Source organism: Ignavibacteriota bacterium (genome assembly GCA_016212665.1).
In the GTDB taxonomy this organism is placed as follows: Bacteria; Bacteroidota; Ignavibacteria; order UBA10030; family SZUA-254; genus FW602-bin19.
Genome location: JACREZ010000011.1, coordinates 14,201 through 35,152 on the forward strand (window position 1 = coordinate 14,201; position 20,952 = coordinate 35,152).

General features: G+C 43.6%; 20 protein-coding genes and 1 other RNA gene. 15 read left to right on the top strand and 6 right to left on the bottom strand.

Translation table 11 applies throughout. The features are described 5' to 3' along the window. Nucleotides 1-61: 61 nt before the first annotated feature. The 6 genes from HY960_03695 to HY960_03720 are packed head-to-tail and all read right to left on the bottom strand — an operon-like array spanning nt 62 to nt 3,870. Nucleotides 62-937, bottom strand: a complete 876-nt coding sequence (locus HY960_03695; GenBank protein ID MBI5214832.1) for an ABC transporter permease — start codon at nt 935-937, stop codon at nt 62-64. Beyond that, on the bottom strand, nt 934-1,812 hold the full coding sequence (gene pheA, locus HY960_03700) for a prephenate dehydratase (GenBank protein MBI5214833.1): 879 nt from the start codon (nt 1,810-1,812) through the stop codon (nt 934-936). Before pheA ends, HY960_03695 begins: the two co-directional genes overlap by 4 nt. Further along, nucleotides 1,813-2,307, bottom strand: a complete 495-nt coding sequence (locus HY960_03705) for a hypothetical protein (GenBank protein ID MBI5214834.1) — start codon at nt 2,305-2,307, stop codon at nt 1,813-1,815. It lies immediately after the preceding gene. An 18-nt stretch (nt 2,308-2,325) separates the two neighbouring features. Then, nucleotides 2,326-2,922, bottom strand: a complete 597-nt coding sequence (locus HY960_03710) for a hypothetical protein (GenBank protein MBI5214835.1) — start codon at nt 2,920-2,922, stop codon at nt 2,326-2,328. 25 nt (nt 2,923-2,947) lie between these two features. Then, on the bottom strand, nt 2,948-3,541 hold the full coding sequence (recR, locus tag HY960_03715) for a recombination protein RecR (protein ID MBI5214836.1): 594 nt from the start codon (nt 3,539-3,541) through the stop codon (nt 2,948-2,950). After that, nucleotides 3,541-3,870, bottom strand: coding sequence for a YbaB/EbfC family nucleoid-associated protein (locus HY960_03720; protein ID MBI5214837.1), 330 nt, complete (start codon nt 3,868-3,870; stop codon nt 3,541-3,543). Before HY960_03720 ends, recR begins: the two co-directional genes overlap by 1 nt. Nucleotides 3,871-4,143: 273 nt before the next feature. On the opposite strand from HY960_03720, the gene HY960_03725 reads away from it, so the two are divergent. From HY960_03725 to HY960_03795, 15 genes are all read left to right on the top strand, one after another. Then, complete coding sequence (locus HY960_03725; GenBank protein ID MBI5214838.1) at nt 4,144-4,596, top strand: hypothetical protein; 453 nt, start codon at nt 4,144-4,146, stop codon at nt 4,594-4,596. 82 nt (nt 4,597-4,678) lie between these two features. Then, on the top strand, nt 4,679-5,719 hold the full coding sequence (locus tag HY960_03730; GenBank protein MBI5214839.1) for a transglutaminase domain-containing protein: 1,041 nt from the start codon (nt 4,679-4,681) through the stop codon (nt 5,717-5,719). Then, a complete protein-coding gene (locus tag HY960_03735; protein ID MBI5214840.1) occupies nt 5,719-6,336 on the top strand; it encodes a DUF3109 family protein in 618 nt (205 codons plus the stop codon). Before HY960_03730 ends, HY960_03735 begins: the two co-directional genes overlap by 1 nt. A 7-nt stretch (nt 6,337-6,343) precedes the next feature. Continuing rightward, a complete protein-coding gene (obgE, locus tag HY960_03740) occupies nt 6,344-7,348 on the top strand; it encodes a GTPase ObgE (protein MBI5214841.1) in 1,005 nt (334 codons plus the stop codon). 42 nt (nt 7,349-7,390) lie between these two features. Then, an RNA gene (gene ffs, locus HY960_03745) (signal recognition particle sRNA small type) lies at nt 7,391-7,491 on the top strand. 587 nt (nt 7,492-8,078) lie between these two features. After that, nucleotides 8,079-8,762, top strand: coding sequence for a glycerol-3-phosphate 1-O-acyltransferase PlsY (plsY, locus tag HY960_03750; GenBank protein MBI5214842.1), 684 nt, complete (start codon nt 8,079-8,081; stop codon nt 8,760-8,762). 39 nt (nt 8,763-8,801) lie between these two features. Then, nucleotides 8,802-9,800 carry an NAD(P)H-dependent glycerol-3-phosphate dehydrogenase gene (locus HY960_03755; GenBank protein MBI5214843.1) on the top strand — a complete coding sequence of 333 codons (999 nt, stop codon included), beginning with the start codon at nt 8,802-8,804 and terminating at the stop codon, nt 9,798-9,800. A 146-nt stretch (nt 9,801-9,946) separates the two neighbouring features. Further along, nucleotides 9,947-12,163, top strand: a complete 2,217-nt coding sequence (gene recG / locus HY960_03760) for an ATP-dependent DNA helicase RecG (protein ID MBI5214844.1) — start codon at nt 9,947-9,949, stop codon at nt 12,161-12,163. 475 nt (nt 12,164-12,638) lie between these two features. Beyond that, nucleotides 12,639-13,610, top strand: coding sequence for an ATP-grasp domain-containing protein (locus tag HY960_03765; protein MBI5214845.1), 972 nt, complete (start codon nt 12,639-12,641; stop codon nt 13,608-13,610). 12 nt (nt 13,611-13,622) lie between these two features. Then, a complete protein-coding gene (locus HY960_03770; protein ID MBI5214846.1) occupies nt 13,623-14,708 on the top strand; it encodes an ATP-grasp domain-containing protein in 1,086 nt (361 codons plus the stop codon). Further along, a complete protein-coding gene (locus HY960_03775; GenBank protein ID MBI5214847.1) occupies nt 14,708-15,202 on the top strand; it encodes a GNAT family N-acetyltransferase in 495 nt (164 codons plus the stop codon). The genes HY960_03770 and HY960_03775 overlap by 1 nt, the downstream gene beginning before the upstream one ends. 14 nt (nt 15,203-15,216) lie before the next feature. Next, nucleotides 15,217-16,365: a KamA family radical SAM protein gene (locus tag HY960_03780; protein MBI5214848.1), complete on the top strand. Its 1,149-nt coding sequence runs from the start codon at nt 15,217-15,219 to the stop codon at nt 16,363-16,365. Nucleotides 16,366-16,453: 88 nt separating this feature from the next. Then, nucleotides 16,454-17,008: a Uma2 family endonuclease gene (locus HY960_03785; protein ID MBI5214849.1), complete on the top strand. Its 555-nt coding sequence runs from the start codon at nt 16,454-16,456 to the stop codon at nt 17,006-17,008. Between the two features lie 85 nt (nt 17,009-17,093). Next, nucleotides 17,094-18,995: a hypothetical protein gene (locus HY960_03790; GenBank protein MBI5214850.1), complete on the top strand. Its 1,902-nt coding sequence runs from the start codon at nt 17,094-17,096 to the stop codon at nt 18,993-18,995. Continuing rightward, nucleotides 18,992-20,863 (top strand): hypothetical protein, encoded by a 1,872-nt coding sequence (locus HY960_03795; GenBank protein MBI5214851.1) that lies wholly within the window; start codon nt 18,992-18,994, stop codon nt 20,861-20,863. The genes HY960_03790 and HY960_03795 overlap by 4 nt, the downstream gene beginning before the upstream one ends. The last annotated feature ends 89 nt before the right edge of the window (nt 20,864-20,952 follow it).

Genomic DNA, 20,952 nt, shown 5'->3' on the forward strand with positions numbered 1-20,952 from the left:
TAACTCTACATACTTGATTTCTGGTCTAAGGGTAAGAAAATTCCGAAAGAAATCAAATAGATTAGACAACCGATTCGGAAATATACTTCCGTGCTGAAAAAAGACTTCCGAGAACACCTAATCCCGAACCTGCAACAATGACCATCAGGTAAAACCGGAATGAGGCTTGAACGAGTGAAGTCAGTTCAAAGGAGAGAAGTTCTTTTGTCGAGGTGATGAAATAAAAAAGCAATCCCGCCGCAACAAGCCCGCCGAAAAATCCAAGCAACATTCCCTCAATCAAAAATGGAGAGCGAATGAACCAACGGGTTGCGCCGACAAGTTTCATCACTTGAATTGCATTCTTCCGTGCTACAATGGTAAGCCGGATTGAATTGGAAACGAGAACAACTGCAGAGAAGGCAAGGAAAATTCCGAAAGCAAGCGCGAGCGAGTTTAATCCTTTCGTACGGTTGTCGAAAAATTCAAGCATATCTTTCCGGTACACGACGTCATCAATCCCTTTGATTGATTGGAGTTTTGTTTTTATCTCTTCAACTTGTCCGGCAGTTCGAAACTGTTCTTTGAGAGTAATCTTGAATGAAGGGGGGAACGGGTTAAAATCAAGCACGTTACCGATGTCGTCGCCAAATTCTTTCTTGAAAAATTCAGCCGCGTCTTCTTTGGAAAAATATTCAGCGCTGGCAATTCCTTCGACGGCTTGAATCTGTGCCTGAACATCAACAATTTTATTTTTCTTCAATGATTCATTGAGGAACACTTCCACATCCACTTGCTGACGGATTTGCTCGACTGCCTTCGATGCCTGAACCGAGAGGAGATAAAACATGCCGAGCAGTAACAGGGAAATTGTGATTGTGAGAATCGAGCCGACCGCCGCCAACTTCTGACGACGGAATCCGGCAATTCCTTCTTTGATTGTGTATTGAAAACTCATGCGTTTGTTCCGTTAATCGTTTTTCCTTCGGAGTAGCAGCCGAGGATTTTTAAGTGATGCGTAATTTCGCTCATATGTCGAAGCGCGTTTTTACAGTGTGTATCGTTCATACTTCCTTCGAAATCAATATAGAAAAGATATTCCCACGGCTTTCCCATAATGGGTCGCGATTCGATTTTATGAAGATTGATGTCACGCAATGCAAACACGCTTAACGCTTTGAATAACGCGCCGGGAATATCTTTGGTCGAAAAGACAATCGAAGTTTTCGCCCGTGTTGTTGCCGCTTCAAACTTTTGACTGAGAATGAGGAAGCGTGTGTAGTTGTGGTGATTGCTTTCAATGCCGCGCTTCAAAACAGTAAGACCATACAGTTCTGCCGCTTCTTCGTTTGCAATCGCTGCGGCGTTGAGTTTATTTTCTTCTTTGATGAACTTCGCCGCGCCTGCGGTATCATAGACAGCGACTGCTTCTACATGTTTCAGTTTTTTCAAAAACAATTCGCACTGAGCAAGCGCTTGCGGGTGCGAATAAATAAACCGAATGTCTTTCACTGTTGTTCCTCGGTGAACAATGAGAGAATGTACCACCCGGATTTTTATCTCTCCGACAATTTTCAGATTGTATCGTTGGAGTAAATCATAATTTTGAAGAATACTTCCGCCGAGAGAATTTTCAATCGGGATAATGCCGTACGTTGTCCTTTTCGTTTGAACCGATTTGAACACATCATCAAACGAATGAAAGGGGACGGACGTAACCTGCTTCCCGAAAAAGGTTAGTGCGGCTTGTTCGCTGAACGCGCCGTGTTCGCCCTGGAACGCGACAGAGACTTGTTTTGAGTTTTGATGTTTGAGGTTTGATTTTATTTTCATTTAATAATTCGATTCATCTCTCCAACGGACAATTTGCCAACTGTCGGTTGCCTGAGCGCGGGCGAGCGTGAGATTTGCGTAGCCATCAACACGATTGACTTCGCTTGGATTGAACGTCACCGTCAGATTGAACCCGCGAATAATTGATTGCATGGTATCGTTTCCGCTTGATGAAATAATGTTGTTCCAAATCAGTTCGAGCGATTGGACATTTTGAAATAATCCATACGTTGTGTGCATATCATCCGTCCTCCCCCACGATACATCTACGCCACGGTCGTAATCGCGGTACGTGAAGACGAAATTATCATCAAGAATTGAACTGTACAATGTCGTATCTTTGAACATGTATGCTTGACGGAATGTACAGAAAACATTTTCAATGTTCGTCAGGTCTGTGCAAAGTTGAGATGACGGTTCGGTGTCGAGGCGCGGGGCGAACGGATTCAAACAACTGAAACTGACGAAACTGAGAATACAGGCAATCGGAAGCATTTTAACAGAACTTGTCATTTAACTTCCGCTGAACACGGCTTTCCAATAACTCCACGTTGAATCGGAAACAGTTCGATTATCCTGCCAACGATAGATTGACCAAAGCCGTTGTGCGTTTGCACCGATGAACATCTGCATGTTTCCTTGAACGAGTTGCGTTACACCACTTCTTCGATGCGGATAGAAAAATGTGTAGTCCATTGAATAAACAACCGAATCGGAACTGACAGCGAGCGTACTTGAATTTGCAAAAGCCAGATACGGAGTTCCGTTCGATGGTTGACCTAAGTTTTGAAAATACATTCGTTCTTGTTCCGGAGCCCAGGATGAGAAGACGCTTGAATACTGCGCGCTGATTTCAACCGACGGGAGAAAAAAGTACGTCCGCCCTGTAGTCGCATCAGAGAAACACCTGAAGTAATTATCGGCGTTACTCTCGGTGATTGATTTTTTCAAATTTTCCAACACAATATCCGCACTGACAGGTTGAATGAATGTTGAGTTGTTTTGTGCGGGCGGTTCCGGGTCTCGTGTAGAAAACAAATCGCATTGCATTGTGGAAAAAGAAAAACACAACATGATAATCACGATGTGAGTTTGTTTTCCCTTTTGCATTTTGAATTTTTCATTTATCATTGACCTACACTTCTGTTCGTGCTTGTAATGCTCGAACAAGCGTTGCTTCATCAGTAAATTCCAAGTCACTGCCGACAGGAATGCCTCGTGCAAGTCGGGTTACTTTCACTCCCAATGGCTTCAACAACCGGCTCAAATAAATCGTTGTTGCCTCTCCTTCGATGCTTGCGTTCATGGCAAGAATAATTTCCTGCACTGAGCCTTCGATGCGATGAAGCAGTTCCTTGATTTTCAAATCTTCCGGTCCGATTCCATCAAGAGGAGAGAGCGCATCGCCGAGAACATGATACATTCCTTTGTACTCGTGTGTCTTCTCGATAGCGATGACATCATTCGGGTCTTCGACGACGCAAATGAGCGAGCGATTTCGAGTATGGTTCGAGCAGATTCGGCAGGGATTTTCTTCAGTGAAATTCCAGCATATATTGCAGTAATTGATTCGTTCTTTCACGTTCACCAACGCTTCTGCAATTTTTATAACATCCGGTTTCGGAAGTTTGAGTATGTGCATTGCAAGCCGGTGTGCCGACTTTCTTCCGATGCCGGGGAGAGAAGAAAACTCTTCGACGAGTTGCTCGATGGATTCAGCAGTGTACATTAAAAGCCGGGGAGATTCAATCCGGGGATTTTTGGCAACATTCCGTTGGTGACTTTGTTCATCTCTTCCGATGCCATTTTTTGAGATTCATCAAGCGCTTTGTTCACTGCGGCGACGATAAGGTCTTCCAGCATTTCGCTGTCGTCAGGATTGATGACTTCCTTCTCAATTTGAATTTTAACAAGTTGCTGTCTGCCGTTGGCGGTGGCTTTAATCATTCCGCCGCCCGCTTCCGCGGTGATGGTTTTCAGTTCAAGTTCTGCATTGACTTTATCCATTCGTTCCTGCATTTGTTGAACTTGCTTCATTACATTTTGCATGTTAGGCATGCCTGATTTCATATTGTTCCTTTTTGATTAATAATGATAGAAATGTTGGAGAAATATAGTTTATTCGAGAGGAAATTCAAAAGGAACTATAATGTGGAACTACAGCGTGGATTCAGAAATCCAAACGAACGCGGCTTTTGTTTTTGCTCGAACTTTTGATATTTTAATCACCCTCAAATCACAAATCAATCATTTAATCAAGGAATTATTATGAAACGTTCATTCACGTGCTGGGCATGCGTGCTTACGGCATCGTTACTCGTTCTTTTTGTTTTGTCAACCAGAACAAACGCTCAGGAACATCCAACCGAACATCCCAAAGAACATCCGAAGGAACACCCAAAAGAACATCCAAAAGACGCTTCGAAGGATAAAAGTAAATCGGTTGAAGTTACCAAAGAATTACTGGCAGAATCCATCACAAGTTACATTGAGAAAGACTCAGATTTGAAAGGCGGATACTTTGTTTTCTTCGATAAGGAATCAAAAACACCTCTCGTTCTTACTCTTGATAAGGTTCATAAAGATAAACTCTCGAAAGTAGGAGAAAAAGAATACTTCGCGTGTAGCGATTTCAAATCAATTGATGGAAAAATGTATGACCTTGATTTCTTCATGAAAGAAGGGAAAAGAGGTTTGGATGTTAGTGAAGTCATTCTTCATAAGGTGGAGGGGAAGCCTCGCTATAATTGGTATGAGAAAGACGGAACCTGGATTCGGAAGTAATATATTTCGCAGACCGTTAAAGCATTTTTTTTGGAGTAAAATTTCGCGAGCAATGGAAAGGTGAGTGGGGAGAATTCAAAGAGTGAAATATTCTTTTGATGATTCTCCCTACCACAATTTCATCGTCTCAACAGCAACAAGCATGAAAATTTTCCTTACAATTCTAACCTTCCTTGTTCTTTCGCTCGAGATAACCGGCTCATCGCGCACGCTTGAGCCTTCAAGAAACCTGGAGTTTTCGTACGGGTTTACTCTGAAGAACATTTCGAAGGATGCCAAACGAATAAGTATCTGGATGCCGATACCGCAATCTGATAATCTTCAGACAATTAATAATCTTAAAGTTGATTGTCCCTATCCATACGTAATTGAGAAGGAGTCAGAATACGGTAACTTAATACTGAAAATAGATTTGAGAGAGCGTGTCGCAAATGATGTTTCGTTGAAATTGAAATTTCAAGCAAGTCGGAGTTCATTTATGTCGCTTGATAAAAAATCTCACTCTGTCTCTCTCACGCAGGAAGAACGCAAGCGATTTCTTTCTTCCGACAGACTTGTTCCGATAGATGGGAAGATTGCTGAAGAAGCAGAGAACGTTGTGGGGAAGAGTAATAATGATGTTGACAAAGCACGAGCAATCTATGATTATATTACTTCAACCATGAAGTATGATAAAAGCGGCACGGGCTGGGGACGAGGCGATGCGATTTATGCTTGCGATGTTAAAAGAGGAAACTGCACCGACTTCCATTCGCTTTTCATCGGATTTGCCAGGGCAAGTGGAATTCCCGCTCGATTTGTTATAGGGTTTCCGCTTCCCGAAAATAAAGTAAATGGAGAAATCCTCGGTTATCATTGCTGGGCAGAATTTTTTGCTGACGGTTACGGCTGGATTCCGGTGGATGCTTCCGAGGCCGTCAAAAATCCTGAGAAGAAAGAATTTTTCTTCGGAGGATTGGATGAAAACAGAATACAATTCTCCATCGGTCGCGACATCCGTCTTGATAAATCTCCCGATGTAGAACCGGTAAACTATTTCATTTATCCGTTCGTTCTCGTGGATGGAAAACCATTCGAGAACATTGAACGTCATATCACCTTTTCAGAAACACAGAAGAAGTAATGTCAACAAATCATAATTTTACGCTGAACAAGCATCGTCTTTCTCATATTTCTCAATTAACAGTCAGCAAGGATTTCTTTCGTCAATCTTTTGAAGGCGGTTGCTCGATGATGAACTGCAACGGGAAGTGCTGTAAGGACGGAGTTTGGGCAGACCTCACCGAACGAGACAAGATATTAGCTCATAAAGACCTGATTAAAAAGTACATGGAACCAACGCAAGACCATGACCACACCACCTGGTTTGATGAACAAGAAGTTGAAGACCCCGATTTTCCGTCCGGAAAAGCAATCGGCACTCAAACGAGAGGAAATGGTTGCGTCTTTCTTAATAGTAACGGTCATTGTGTGTTACAACGAGCCGCAACCGAAGAGGGAATGAGCAAATTCTTTCTCAAACCATTTTACTGTTTTGCTTTTCCAATTGCGCTTGAATTTGGTGAGTTGGTTCTGGATGACCCAGATTTTACTTATCAAACTCAATGTTGTTCAACGGTTGAAAACGGAAATCTCACGGCAATGGATGTTTGTGCCGAAGAACTTGAATTTATGCTGGGGAACGACGGCTTTACTGAATTGCAGTCCATCGCAGAAACAGTGAAGCAGGAAAGAAAATAAAGACTTTATGTTTATTGATGAAGCAACAATTGTAGTGAAAGCGGGGAACGGAGGAAACGGATGTATTAGTTTCCGTCGTGAGAAATATGTTCCGAAAGGAGGACCGGACGGCGGTACAGGAGGAAGAGGGGGGAGCGTTGTCATTCGAGCAGATAGACAACTAACGACATTGATGGACTATCGTTATAAACGACATTATCTGGCATTAAGCGGGGACAACGGTCAGGGTGCAAATAAAACAGGAAGAAACGGCGAGGATATTATTCTTCGTGTTCCTTGTGGAACGGTTATCAAAGAACAAGAAACAGAAACTATCTTGACCGATTTAGTGGAGGACAAAGATGAATTTGTGGTTGCAAAAGGCGGACGCGGCGGAAGAGGAAATGCTGAGTTCGCAACGTCAACGAATCAAGCGCCGCGTAAGGCTGAACAAGGCACGAAAGGAGAAGAAAGGACGATTCATCTTGAATTGAAATTGTTGGCTGATATTGGCTTGGTCGGATTTCCCAATGCCGGAAAATCAACGCTGATTTCAAGAATCTCTGCTGCGAAACCGAAAATTGCAGATTATCCCTTCACTACACTTATACCAAACTTAGGCATCGTTCGCTTTGGTGAATATAAAAGTTTTGTTGTTGCCGATATGCCCGGACTGATTGAAGGCGCACACGACGGGCGGGGCTTGGGAATTCAGTTTCTCCGACATATCGAACGAACAAAAGTACTTGTGTTTCTCATTGATTGTTTTTCAGACGATGTAAAAGAACAATACAATATTCTGTTAAATGAATTAGAACTTTTTAACAAAGAGTTAGTGAAGAAACCGCAAATCATTCTCATCACGAAAATGGATTCAGCAGATGATGAGTTTCGGAAAAAAATACTGAAGGTGAAATTCAAACGAGGAATACCTGTTCTCCACATTTCTTCAGTAAGTGGTGAAGGGTTAGAAGAAGTAATCAAGTTAATGTGGGAAAAACTTCAGAAGAGTAAACCAAAATCGGAGAAGTAAAACCGTTTGGTTAGGGGAACAAATCTTTGTATTTTTATTCGAGGTCAAGTCCTGTGCAACATAACAATTCCAAACTCCGCCAGGTCCGGAAGGAAGCAACGGTAGGAAATCCGTTGTGTGTGACATAGGGAAGCTTGACCTCTTTTTTTTTGCAAGTCACCCTCCTCTATCCGTCAGTTGTTTCTTTCATAACTACAGAGGAAAATTTGGATTACCCCCTTGTACTACTCACTCTATCGGATGAAAGGTGGACAATGAAATTCCTATAGTTAAAGGAGAGTAATACAAGCCAGTAAAAGTGATGTGGTTGAGTCAGCACGTGAAATTGGATGAATTGCGGGTGACAGAGATACATGAGCTTGTTCATTTGCAGAAGGAAGAGATTGCGCGGGTGAAGAAGGAGATAGAAGGGGTGCGAAAGACTTGAACGTATTATTGATTTAGGAGAAAGATTAGTATTTTTGCGGAGCGTTAAACTAATTACCTTCGTACAGTTACCATAAATGGTAACGCTACGAATTTCAAGTCCTGTAAATAGGACTGTTTACAAAGCCCGATTTATCTGGCTTGTAATTTTTAGCGTGACCGTTTACGGTCATGCGGAGATGCAATGTAATGTTAAACCAAATAGCTAACCGTAATCAAGAAAATGACAAAAGAACTTGATTATTTTCAAATAATCTTCTATCTTTACAGGTAATTTTTTCTATAACAAGGTCAATTTCAAACTATGGGTGAATTATCGCTCGTTATCGTTCTTAGTTATATCGTCGGCTCAATACCGACAAGCATTATTATCAGCAAGCTGACGCACGGCATTGACGTCCGAAATCACGGAAGCGGCAATGCGGGCGGTACGAATGTTTTTCGTGTGCTTGGCTGGAAGTATGGTGTTACTGTTATTCTCCTTGATATTTTTAAAGGATATGTAGCAACAATGCTTGTAACCAAGTTGATGCTTGGTCCGATTCCATTCGACAATGTAACGCCATTTGAAGATCTAACCGTCGTCCGAATTATTGCGGGGTGTGCGGCAATCCTCGGTCATATCTGGACAATCTTTGCAAGTTTTCGCGGTGGAAAAGGAATTGCAACCGCAGGCGGAGTTCTTCTCGCACTTGCAACCATCGAAATTCTTGTTACGCTTGGTGTCTTTATTATTGTGTTTGCAATCTGGCGGTATGTTTCGCTCGGTTCGGTTATTGCCGCGCTTTCATTCCCGGTAACAATGGCAATTCGACATAACGTGTTTCATGCCTATCTGGAAGGGTACAACACCCTCATCTTTTTCAGCATTGGCATTTCCTTGCTGTTGGTTTACACACATCGGACGAACATTAAACGTTTGATTGAAGGGACGGAGAATCGTTTGTCATCATCATCACTTTTGAAACGAAAGAAGAATGGGCGGTGATGCCCATTTTTCTTTCATACACATCTTTATAGTTTTTCGATGCGCATAAGTGTTCTGGGCGCCGGTAGTTGGGGAACGGCATTGGCAATCCTCCTTCATTATAATTCTCACCAAGTTGTACTCTGGGGACATAGACTTGAGCACACAGAAGAGCTTAAGCAACATCGGGAGAATGTCCGCTTACTTCCCGGTGCGCACCTTCCGAACGAAATAACTATCACAAGCGATTTAGAATTTTCCCTCGAACATGCAGAACTCATTGTATCTGCCGTTCCGTCACAGTTCCTTCGTTCTGTCATCGAAACGGTGAAGGGAAAAGATTTCAGAGAAACGTTTTTTGTGAATGTGGCGAAGGGAATAGAAAATCAATCGCTCAAAACAATGTCGCAGGTTCTGCGTGAAGTGTTACCGACTGCAAGAAAAGAAAACATCGCCACACTTTCGGGACCAAGTTTTGCAGAAGAAGTAGCAAAGAGAATTCCCACAGCAGTTGTTGCCGCCTCGGAGAATTTAGAGACAGCAAGGTTTGTTCAGCAAGTGTTTATGACTCCCAACTTCCGTGTTTATTCAAGTGATGATTTACGAGGAGTTGAACTTGGCGGTTCAATCAAAAACATTATGGCAATCGCGGCAGGGATTGCAGACGGCGCAAAGTTCGGTGACAATACCAAAGCCATGATTATGACTCGAGGAACGGTTGAATTAACCCGGCTCGGAGTTGCACTCGGTGCGAAACAGAAAACGTTTGCCGGTCTTTCCGGCATCGGTGATTTGATTGTTACCTGCATGAGCAAGCACAGCCGCAACCGTCACGTCGGCGAAGAAATCGGAAAGGGAAGGAAGTTGGATGAAGTTCTTGCCGAAATGGAGATGGTCGCTGAGGGCGTTGCAACAACGAAGTCGCTTCATAACCTTGCTAAAGGACTGAATGTCGAAATGCCGATTGTGAACGCTGTCTATGAAATCCTGTTTGAAGGGAAAGAACCGGTTCGGGCAACATACGAACTGATGACACGAGATGCGAAAGAAGAAACCTAACTTCAAATTCTAAATTCGAATATCCAAACTCTAAACAAACTCGAAATACGAGTTCTGAAACACCACCCTGCCCAATCATTTAAGATTTAGGATTTATGATTTGCTTAGGATTTCGAAATTAGAAATTAGAATTTTTCTCTCATTTCATGCCTCAATCTAAATTCACAGAACATAATCTTGAAACCCCCATCCAATATCTGAAAGGTGTTGGACCGAAACGTGCTGAGGCGCTGAACGAACTCGGCATCTGCACCGTTCACGATTTACTTTATTACTTTCCCCGCTCGTACATTGATTTAAGCCGCGTAGAAAAAATTGCCAAACTTCATCGTGTTGTTGATACGGGTGATTACGTTACGGTCATTGGAAAAGTACGTCGGGTGGATTTGCTCGGTCGCCATCCAAAACAACGCCTTGTCATTGTCCTTGGAGATGAAACCGGAACAGTGGCTTTAACATTCTTCAGGGGAGTCCAATTCTACAGAAAGTCATTTGAGGTCGGTGAAGCGCTGGCTGTTTCCGGCAGAGTCGGTTCGTTCATGAATCGTACACAGATGATTCATCCGAGCATTGATAAGCTTGAAGTGTCTGACGAAGAGGGAATGACGCTGGAAGGATTTCTTCACACCGGCGGAATTGTTCCGAAGTACAGTTCTACGGAGGAATTACGCAATCTCAATCTTGAGTCGAGAAGTTTCCGCCGTATTCTCAAAGCAATGATAGATGAGTTTGCAGGGTATGTTCAGGAATTTCTCCCGAAGTCAATCGTAGAGTCGTATAAATTCCTTTCACTGAAAGAGGCGTTAAGTTCAATTCACTTTCCACATTCATACGATTCACTTGAAGATGCTCGCCGTCGTTTGAAGTTTGATGAGTTGTTCGCGTTGCAATTGGTTCTGGCTCTCCGAAGAAAAAGCGTGAAAGTGGATTTGCCCGGAATTCCGTTCAATGTTCAGAGCAAATATGCCCGTGCTTTGGTTGATTCACTTCCGTTTCGACTGACAAATGCGCAAGTTCGTGTCATCAAAGAAATTGCTGAAGATATGAAAACCAACCGCCCGATGAATCGCCTATTGCAGGGAGATGTTGGGAGTGGAAAAACATTGGTCGCATTGATTTCTATTCTGATTGCAGTGGAAAGCGGGTATCAAACTGCTTTTATGGCTCCAACGGAAATTCTGGCTGAACAGCATTTCAAGACGATGCAGAGTTTTCTGAAAGATATTCCGGTCAACATTCGGTTGTTAGTCAGTGGTCAGAGAAAGAAACTCCGGCAGGATATTCTTGAAGATGTAAGACGTGGTTCGGCACAAATAGTTGTCGGAACTCATGCGCTCATTCAGGAAGGAGTGGAGTTTGCCAACCTCGGTTTGGCTGTGGTTGATGAACAACACCGTTTCGGTGTTGCTCAGCGGTTGGCTTTGAAGGAAAAACGGACAGGAAATTCCTCGACCGGATTCCCGGATGTGTTAGTTATGACTGCCACTCCGATTCCACGAACGCTTGCCCTCACATTGTATGGCGACCTTGACGTTTCAACCTTGAACGAACTTCCGATGAACCGCAAACCAATCAAGACCGTGTTGAAGGTGGAAGGAGAGCGGAAGTCGGTGTATCAATTTATCCGAGAGCAAGTAAAGCAGGGAAGGCAGGTGTATATCGTCTATCCGTTGGTGGATGAGTCGGAGAAAGTTGACTTGAAGGCGGCAACTGTCGCACATGAACAGCTTCAGAAAGAAATATTTTCCGATTTAAAGGTCGGACTCATCCACGGGAAACTTCCTTCCGATGAAAAAGACAACATCATGGCGGCGTTCAAATCGAAAGAGCTCGACATTCTTGTCGCAACGACCGTGATTGAAGTCGGTATTGATGTCGCCAACGCGACGGTAATGGTGATTGAACATGCCGAGCGATTTGGTCTGGCTCAACTTCATCAACTGCGGGGACGAGTCGGGCGTGGTTCTGATCAATCATACTGTGTTCTCATTGCACCGGATTGGTTGGCGAAAGTGAGAACGGAGAAAAAGCAACAATCAATTCTCGGAGAAGAGGATGACGAGAAACGAGTGGTCGAGAAACGATTAAAGGCAATGTTAGATTCATCAGATGGCTTCAAAATTGCTGAAATTGACTTGGAATTGCGTGGTCCGGGTGATTTTTTCGGAACACGACAAAGCGGGATGCCGGAACTTCAACTCGCCAATCTTGTTACCGATGCAGACTTACTCGCGCTCGCTCGGCATGAAGCATTCAAGTTGATTGACCTCGACCCGCATCTTCGCGCGCCCGAACATCAGAGATTGCGCGTACATTACCAAGAGAGGTTTAAGGATTCGCTCGCGTTTCTTCAAACCGGGTGAAGATAGTTTTTTGTTTTTAGTTTTTGGTTTCGGTTGTAAGTTTCAAGTTACAGTTTACTTGTTGTTGGTTACGTCATCACCCTAATGACCAATGACTACTGACAAATGACTGATGACAAGTGTAAGTTGATGACAAGTGGAGAGAAAGAGAAATTTTTTCCGTTGGAGAGTAGTCGAGGTGAAAAAAATATTTTTCAAAAACGCGCGTTTTTTCTTGACTAATTCTAAAAAAAGATTATATTACGGCTGTGCAATATGATACAACATATCTTCAACACAACTCAAAGCAACTTTATGTCGAACTATTCGCGAGGATTGTATTAGTTCTTTGCTAACACTTCCTCCACGAGTAAAGTCTCTACGAGTCGCGCTTGTGTATAATCAGAAAAAGGAAGTTTCTCCCGCCACCGTTGTCTCCAACGAACCCGATTCACTCAGTTTCAACTCATCAACTAACGACACTGAAACAGTTGTTGTGTCTCCTCAGCGCGCGAATGATAAATATGCTGAGTGGGATTCGTGGGAAACAATTCACGCAGTCGAACTTGCTCTTGCCGAACATCATGATGTCACGCTTATTGAAGCGGACGAACATGCTTATCAAAAATTTCTTACAACCAGACCGGAAATTGTTTTCAATATTTCGGAAGGAATGAACGGTGTATCGCGTGAAGCACAAATTCCCGCGATGCTTGAGTATCTCGGAATTCCATATTCCGGTTCTGACCCGCTCACGCTTGCAATTTGTCTCGATAAATCACGCGCAAAAGAAATTCTGTCTTACTATCATATCAGCACGGCACAATTTGAGGTTATTCATTCGCTCAGCGAACTTACTTCGTGTTCCATTTCAACGCCTTGCATGGTGAAGCCGCTTCATGAAGGTTCAAGCAAAGGAATTTATGATTCTTCGTTGGCAAAAAGTCAAGCGGATTTAATCAAAGAAGTTGAAACAGTCATTTCCGTGTACCATCAACCTGCGCTCATTGAAGAATTTCTTTCAGGAAGAGAGTTCACGGTTGCAGTGATGGGGAACGATGACGAAGTAACATGCCTGCCGATTGTTGAAATCAAATTCGATTCACTACCGGAAGGTGTGAACCCGATTTATTCGTACGAAGCGAAATGGATTTTTGACAGACCGGAATCACCGCTTGATATTTTTGAATGCCCGGCGAAGATTCCGTCATCGTTGAAAAATGAAATCGAACAACTTTGTATCAAAGCGTATAAAACTCTTCGATGCAGAGATTGGTGTCGGATTGATGTTCGATTAGATGCACAAGGCATACCTCACATTATAGAACTTAACCCTCTGCCCGGCATCTTACCGAACCCTAAAGACAATTCCTGTTTCCCGAAAGCCGCACGAGCCGCAGGGATGAATTACAATCAACTCATTCAAACCACAATGTGGCTTGCCGCCAAACGATACGGCTTATCTTAATCCACAAAACGTATGCAGAAAAAAGTTTCCATCGCCATAGTTTATAACGAACCGACAACCCCTGTCCGGTTAGAACAGCACAATGTTGTTTCTGCTTCAGGTGTGCTAAGACAAGAAGCAGTGGTTCCTATTGTAAACGGTGACTCACTTCTTGACCTTTCCGATGTGGGTGTGCTTGAACAGAAAGAACAGATTGCAAAAGTATTGGATGAGTTAGGGTATCAAACACGAGTCTTTAATGTTGATGGAGATATTGTCCGGCTTGTTAATTTTTTGAAAGATGAAAAGCCCGATTTGTTATTCAACATGTGCGAAAGTTTGTTGAACAAAGCCATCCATGAAATGCACGTTGCCGGCATTTATGAACTGATGGGCGTGCGTTACACCGGAGCGGGACCGTTAGTTCTCGGAACGGCGCTCCATAAATATCGAGTCAAAGAAATTCTTGCCTTTAATGGACTACCGACCCCTCGGTATCAAGTAGTCAAAACACCTTTAAATTTCGAACTTGACGAAAGCCTTCAATTTCCGCTTATTGTCAAGCCTTCCCGAGAAGATGCAAGTATCGGAATCAGCGCGTCTTCTGTAGTTTATTCAATAAATGATCTGAAAAAACAAGTTCGGCATGTCGTTGAACAATTCGACCAACCAGCAGTGGTGGAAGAATATATTGACGGACGAGAGTTGAATGTTGCAATCATCGGAAACCGAAAACCGATTGCAATGCCAATCTCCGAAGTAGATATGACAACGTTACCGGCACATCTGCCGCGTATTATCACCTACAATGCAAAGTGGGTGAAAGGCACCGACGAGTACGAATGTACGAAAGGCGTTTGCCCCGCTCTTCTTCCGCCAGAGTTGGAAGAGCGAATCAAAGCGCTTGCCGTAGATGCGTACCATTTGATTGGTTGCCGCGATTATGCGCGCGTGGATTTCCGCTTGTCGAAAGACCATCAGCCGTTCATTCTCGAAGTGAACCCGAACCCCGACATTTCAGAAGATGCCGGGTTCATGCGTTCGGCGAGAGTGTATGGATTGGAGTTTGAAGAAGCAATCGGGAAAATCGTTGAGTTCGCATTGGAACGAGCCGCATAATGTTCAGTGAACAAGTTTCAGTTAGAAAATTTCAATCAGAAGATAAACCTGCAATCATCAAAATTCTGAGAGCGACAAATGTTTTCAGTGATGAAGAAATTACAATCGCAATTGAGTTGATGGACGATTTCTTACAAAAACCGAATCAACAAGATTATGATGTGTACACCGCAGTCAGCGAAGAAGGACAAGTACTCGGTTACTACTGTGTCGGTCCGACTCCACTCACGCAGGGAACATTCGATTTGTATTGGATTGCAGTAAATCCTGATTGGCATAAACAAGGTGTAGGTAGTTTGCTCAACCGTCATTGTGAAGAATTGGTCAAGTCACTCGGTGGGCGATTGATTGTTGCTGAGACATCATCGAAACCGAATTACGAAACCACACGACGGTTCTATCATCTGCAGGGCTACCAAGAAGTTGCAAATATTAAAGACTACTACAAACCGGGTGACAGTCTTGTCATCTTCGGAAAATATGTTCAACAATAGAGAAAAACAACTATATGGAACTCTGGCAAGAGTTACTTCGTCAAAGCGTTGACACAGGAAAAGATTTAGTCGAACGGTTCGGGTTTGATAAAGACCTCGCCGACCGGCTGAATAAATTTTTCCACATTCGAATCAATCCATATTATCTCAGTTTGATTCGCCACCCCGGAGACCCCATCTGGCTTCAGTGCATTCCCGATGCAAAGGAGTTGATGGATGACGGTTTACCGGAAGACCCGTTAGCAGAAGATTCACACAGTCCCGTGCCGAGCATTGTGCACCGGTATCCCGACCGCGTATTGTTTCTGACGACAAGTCAATGTTCGATGTACTGCCGATTCTGCACGCGCAAGCGGAAGGTCGGCGACTCAACGAAGATAAACATGAAGTACATTCAGGACGGAATTGATTACATCGCGAAGCATCCTGAAATCCGCGATGTCATTCTTTCCGGCGGCGACCCGCTCACGCTCACCGATGTGATGGTGGAAAAAATCCTGAAAGGTTTGCGGCAGATTCCTCATGTTGAGATGATTCGTCTTGGAACGAAGATTCCGTGTGTGCTTCCTCAGCGCATCACTCCGAAACTTTGCAAGATTATCAAGAAGTATCATCCGGTGTATGTGAACACACATTTTAATCATCCGTGGGAATGTACTCCCGAAGCAAAGCGTGCATGTGAAATGCTTGCCGATGCCGGAGTTCCTATTGGCAATCAGGCAGTGTTGATGCGCGGTGTGAACGATGACGCTGAAGTAATGAAAGAGTTGTTCAGAAAACTCTTGACGATGCGTGTGCGTCCGTACTATCTCTATCAAGCCGACATTACGAAGGGAACGGATTATTTCCGCACACCTGTCAGCAAAGGGTTGGAGATTATGGACAAACTTCGAGGGCATACTTCCGGCTTGGCAATTCCCGCGTATGTGATTGATGCGCCCGGCGGCGGCGGAAAGATTCCTATTCTTCCGCAGTACGTCATTGGTCGCGCAGGAAAGAATATTATTCTCCGAAACTACAAGTACGAGATTTTCACTTATCCCGATGTTGAAGAAAATCCTGTTAACCACAATCCACCTGTTGAAAAACCATTTCTCCGCAAGCGAAGAAATGGAAACGGCAAGCACGAGCCGGAACATGAGACGGTGGAAGTGATGGCGTAAATATAATGTAGGGCGACTCGGCGAGTCGCCCTACTTTTTTGACATTCCTCAGGAATTTTTCTATCTTTTGTCAAGTTAATTTGATAAAATGAAACACTCACACTCAATCTTTTGCACGTATGATGATTACTTAACACTTCCCAATGATGGGAGACGTTATGAAGTCATTGATGGAGAACTTACTATGGCGCCAGCACCATTTACCGACCATCAAGATGTATTAAGAAACCTTGAATTCATTTTAGTTTCCTTTTTGAGAAAAACTCGATGGGGAATTTTATATGCTGCACCGACTGATGTTGTCTTTTCAATGACCGACATTGTTCAACCGGATTTGCTTGTTGTAGCTCGCGAGCGAAAAGAAATTATTACAAAGAAAAATATCATTGCCGCTCCGGATCTCGTCATAGAAATTCTCTCACCATCCTCAACTCTTACAGACAGAACAACAAAGAAAGCTCTCTACGAAAAATATGGAGTAAAGGAATACTGGATTGTTGACCCGGATGAACAAGCGATTGAAGTGTTCAATCTTGAAAACAAGATTTTCATCATGATGAATGTATTCAAATCAGATGAACAATTAACGTCGAAATTACTTAAAGAATTAGTTGTTGATTTGAAGGAAGTGTTTGAAACATAATTTCTATGCCGTCAGGTTTTTCAACCTGACGACTTTCTTGTCGGGAGGAAACTCCCGACATCACATCGAAAAGTGAGTGATAATAATGGATAGTGCTACGCTCGATAGTTTGATCGCTTTGCTGAAATGCGATTCTCACAAAGCGAGGTTGGCCAAGAAGCTAGATATCAGTCTGACATCAAGACTTTCGGATGCCGATATGGACGCATTTGCAGATGTTTTACTCGATCAGACTGGCCGCATCGTTGGCGATTACTATTCACGACTTTTCGATTTCTATTTATCATGTAATCACAATGATGACGCAATTCAGGCAGTCGGCAATATTTGGTTAGCGACGTTTTCAAAAATAGATGATGAGCAAAAGCAGACTCTGCTAGATCACTTTGCCCGAACAGATAATCACTCCTTCTGGCCCCTTGTTCCGATTCTTAGCACAATTCTACTTTCTGTGCGATTCGAGCCCGAATACTTGGCTCACTTCTTTATTGAAATGAGCAACAAGATCAAGGGGGACATGGCAGGCGGAGAATTCTACAAAGTCCTCGAATTATTATGCAGAGAAAGAAGTGATCTTTCGTTGAAGATCGTTGAGAACATTTCACGTACAGCTTCATCAGATATAGATGTGCACCTCTTATCCATACTATTAGGGAGTTTACGAAACTCGTCTTCTGTTTCGTCAGAAACAAGGGAATCGATCTCATCGCTTGAAAGATCCTTCAAGTCATCCCCTAATCTGACACTGAGAAAGAGCTATTACTTCTCTTTTGCGTATTCCTCTCTCTCACGAGATCTATCGGCAATTCCAGTTCGTGAGCTAATCGATGAGATTCTCCAAGGACAATCCGGCAATCCAAATGACTCGTTAGAATTCTTAGCCCGCATTTCAAGAACTCAGGTTGGGAACCCAGCATCTCAAACAATATTGCTGAATCACCTAAGATCAATCGCACCGAACATCATACGGTCTGGAATTCAGCAGTATTTATCCATTCTATCCAGTGCGATACACTCTGCAAAAAGATTACCTGACCAAGCCATCGTTGCGGAAGTGTTGGATTCATTGTCATCTGCTTCTGAGATGTTCATTCCTGACCAAGCGAATGAGCACGGACTTGTCTCTCTCTTGGGCGACATTCTATTCAGAAGCGCTTCTTATCTAGACAGGATTCTCGATGTTGTGGCTTGCCTTGATCGCGATTTGACCAGGCGGATTCTTTCAAATAATTCCTTTGAATATCACGCGAGCAAATTAGGCGGGCCAGAATTGTCACAATTACTAGGCAGGAGATTGGTTTCCACAAACTCTAGAGAGCGTTTTCTTGCTCTTGCCATGCTTGAGACCAGAACGAGCCTTGGTTGGGAGTTGGATCTATCCACTTTTCAACCGGACGAAACGGCACTTGCGATCTTATTGCTTGAGATAAAGAATCACACACTTTTGGGAGAAGCAACTTCTCAACTATTGATTTCTGTCCTTCCGCTTTTCGAAAAAGCGCCGGAAGCGATCAAGAGCGAATTCTTCCACTATCTATTCTTTCAAGCCGGCAACTATCCAGGGGCTTGTTTAGAAACATGGAAAGCTATTGGATCTCCAAGTCCTATCTTGGCTGAAGTCATTAAGATGGCGGACCATTACTTCGAGAACCTAAGAAAGAATGAGCTGAAGTTTATTCCCCAGACCTTTCCCAGCTTGGATGAGATATCAAAGCGAGGTGCGAGAGAGCAGTCAAGAAAGATAAGCGAAGAAGTAGATAAGCGATCGGTGTTTGTTGCGCTTGCGCATAAAGTGGCAATTATCTACGGGGAGAGTTGGGCTACAATTTCTCAAGGGCAACTTGGCGCTGAATCTACACCCCAACCGATATCACATTCTGTAGAGTTTCCTCGTATGGAAGAGATTGACCCTGAAGGAATGATGCTCCAACGGATGGATGCCGGCGGACGTATTCATGCGATTGAGCGAGAGGGATCAAAACAGTGATTCCGGACCATTTCAAATCATTTTTGACTGATTATGTCGGGTCACTCAAGGAGCGAACCCGTGGTGAAAAGGGTGGGAACAAGTTTGGCCTAGATTGGCTGATATATAACTATGGTTTGCTGAACGGCCTGATACCAATTAGGCTGCCATTCAGACGCCAATCGGGTGCAGAGATTGCACAATCTACGGCTGGAACTGAGTTCGGGATTGACGTGGCTTTTCTGACGGCGGACGAACTCACATTAACGATATTTGTGCTTAAAGATGAGGAACTAACAAACCAAACATGGACGAAGCATTCGTTTGGTGATGACCTTGAAAAAGCAAAATATCCCGATTTGTCCAGATCTGAATTGAGTAAAGTCAATTCGGTTGAAATCATTCTTGCATACAACAAAGATGAAAAAGTTGAGGGAGTGCAGTTATTCGAGAATTTAGCGAAAGGCTCTAACCCTTCAATTCATCATCCTGTCGCCGGGGAAATTCCACTTAGTTTTGTCAGGTGGAATCTGAGCAAGATTGTCGACGAGATAGCGACTACGGCGCTAGATCCGACTATTCTTCCGCAGCACTTATCGGGAACGCTTGTTCACTTAAGCCATTTAGTGGCGCGTGTCGAGTATGGGACAAGTGAATGGAAGAACATGGTTGCCCCGGCGTGGGATTCATACCTGGATGAAGTTCTCTCAAGGTCTGGAAAAGTAGGCACACTTCAGACTATACCGATTAGCCTGATTGTGTTGAAATCATATCTTGAGACTTCGACATTCAATCAACTGTGCGGATGGATCGAACTTATTGAGTGGGCTGTAGTTAAAAGCTGGGGATATTTTGAAGATTCTGATGCCGAAGGTAAACAGATAATCTTTGGGCTTTTATCACACCTATATCTCCAAGAGTTGCTTTTCTACATTGGAGAGGCAGATAATTCACTCGGCGTCGAACATTCACTCTCTAAACCTAGAAGAGCCTTCAGCTATATCAACACAATAAATGATGCCAATCGTGCATATTGGTTGATTGCGCGTATCGGAATTCTGAGCTTGGCTTTACAGGATTGTATTGACACAGCAAGTCCGGCAGGTAAAAAGTTCGCAACCGATACAATACAAAAACTGGGCAAGACGCTCACCCGTCTTATTAACAACAATCCGGCCTGCTACCGTCCACTTATCGATCTCCATCATATTCAGATCTTCTTGGCTTGGCTCCTATTCTGGCAAACCGGTGCTCGGGACGAGATGTTTGCCTTGTTGCATTCCATAGCCACCAGGCTGCTTCTCCGAAGGACTGGTAGCCTCCCAATTCCATTTCCGGATGGTTGGAACCAAATTGATGTTGTGGCCGAATATGTAGCACTTGGTAAGCGTCCCTACGGCTATTGTGCTGAAAGCTCCTATCTCATTCTCATGCTTGCAGAGTTATCTTTCTCGTTTGAACCTGAAACTCGTGATCAGCTCTTAGAGAAGGTCTATACTCGCCTTACACTTGGTATTTCGCCTAGTGGCGAACAGTATATGTTCAAGCCGGACGGGTCAGACATACGACAACTGGATCTATTGTGGTGGTCACCGGATGACAAATGGATGAAGGAGCTCTTCAAAAAGAAATCACGAAATGGAGTTGCGGTAAACCTAATGGAGCTTGCTGACGATCAAAGCACAGAATCGTTGGCTGATAAATTCAGCCGGTTTGTAACTTCTACCCGGACCAAATATCCTTTTACGGTCGCAGCACATATTCCAAAATCTGTTCTTATTCTTGGATGCCTTTGGAATGAGTCTCCATTGCCTTCTGAATTTTGGAGAAGCGTAATCTTCCCAATCGAAGAAGAAGCATCAACGGATGCCCATGTCCATGTTGTCTAAGACATATGATTGTCTTGTTTCCAAGCTCTCAGACTTGGTGAGAGTTCCAGTTACGTTGTATGTCATCATCCGCAATTTACTACCTGCAG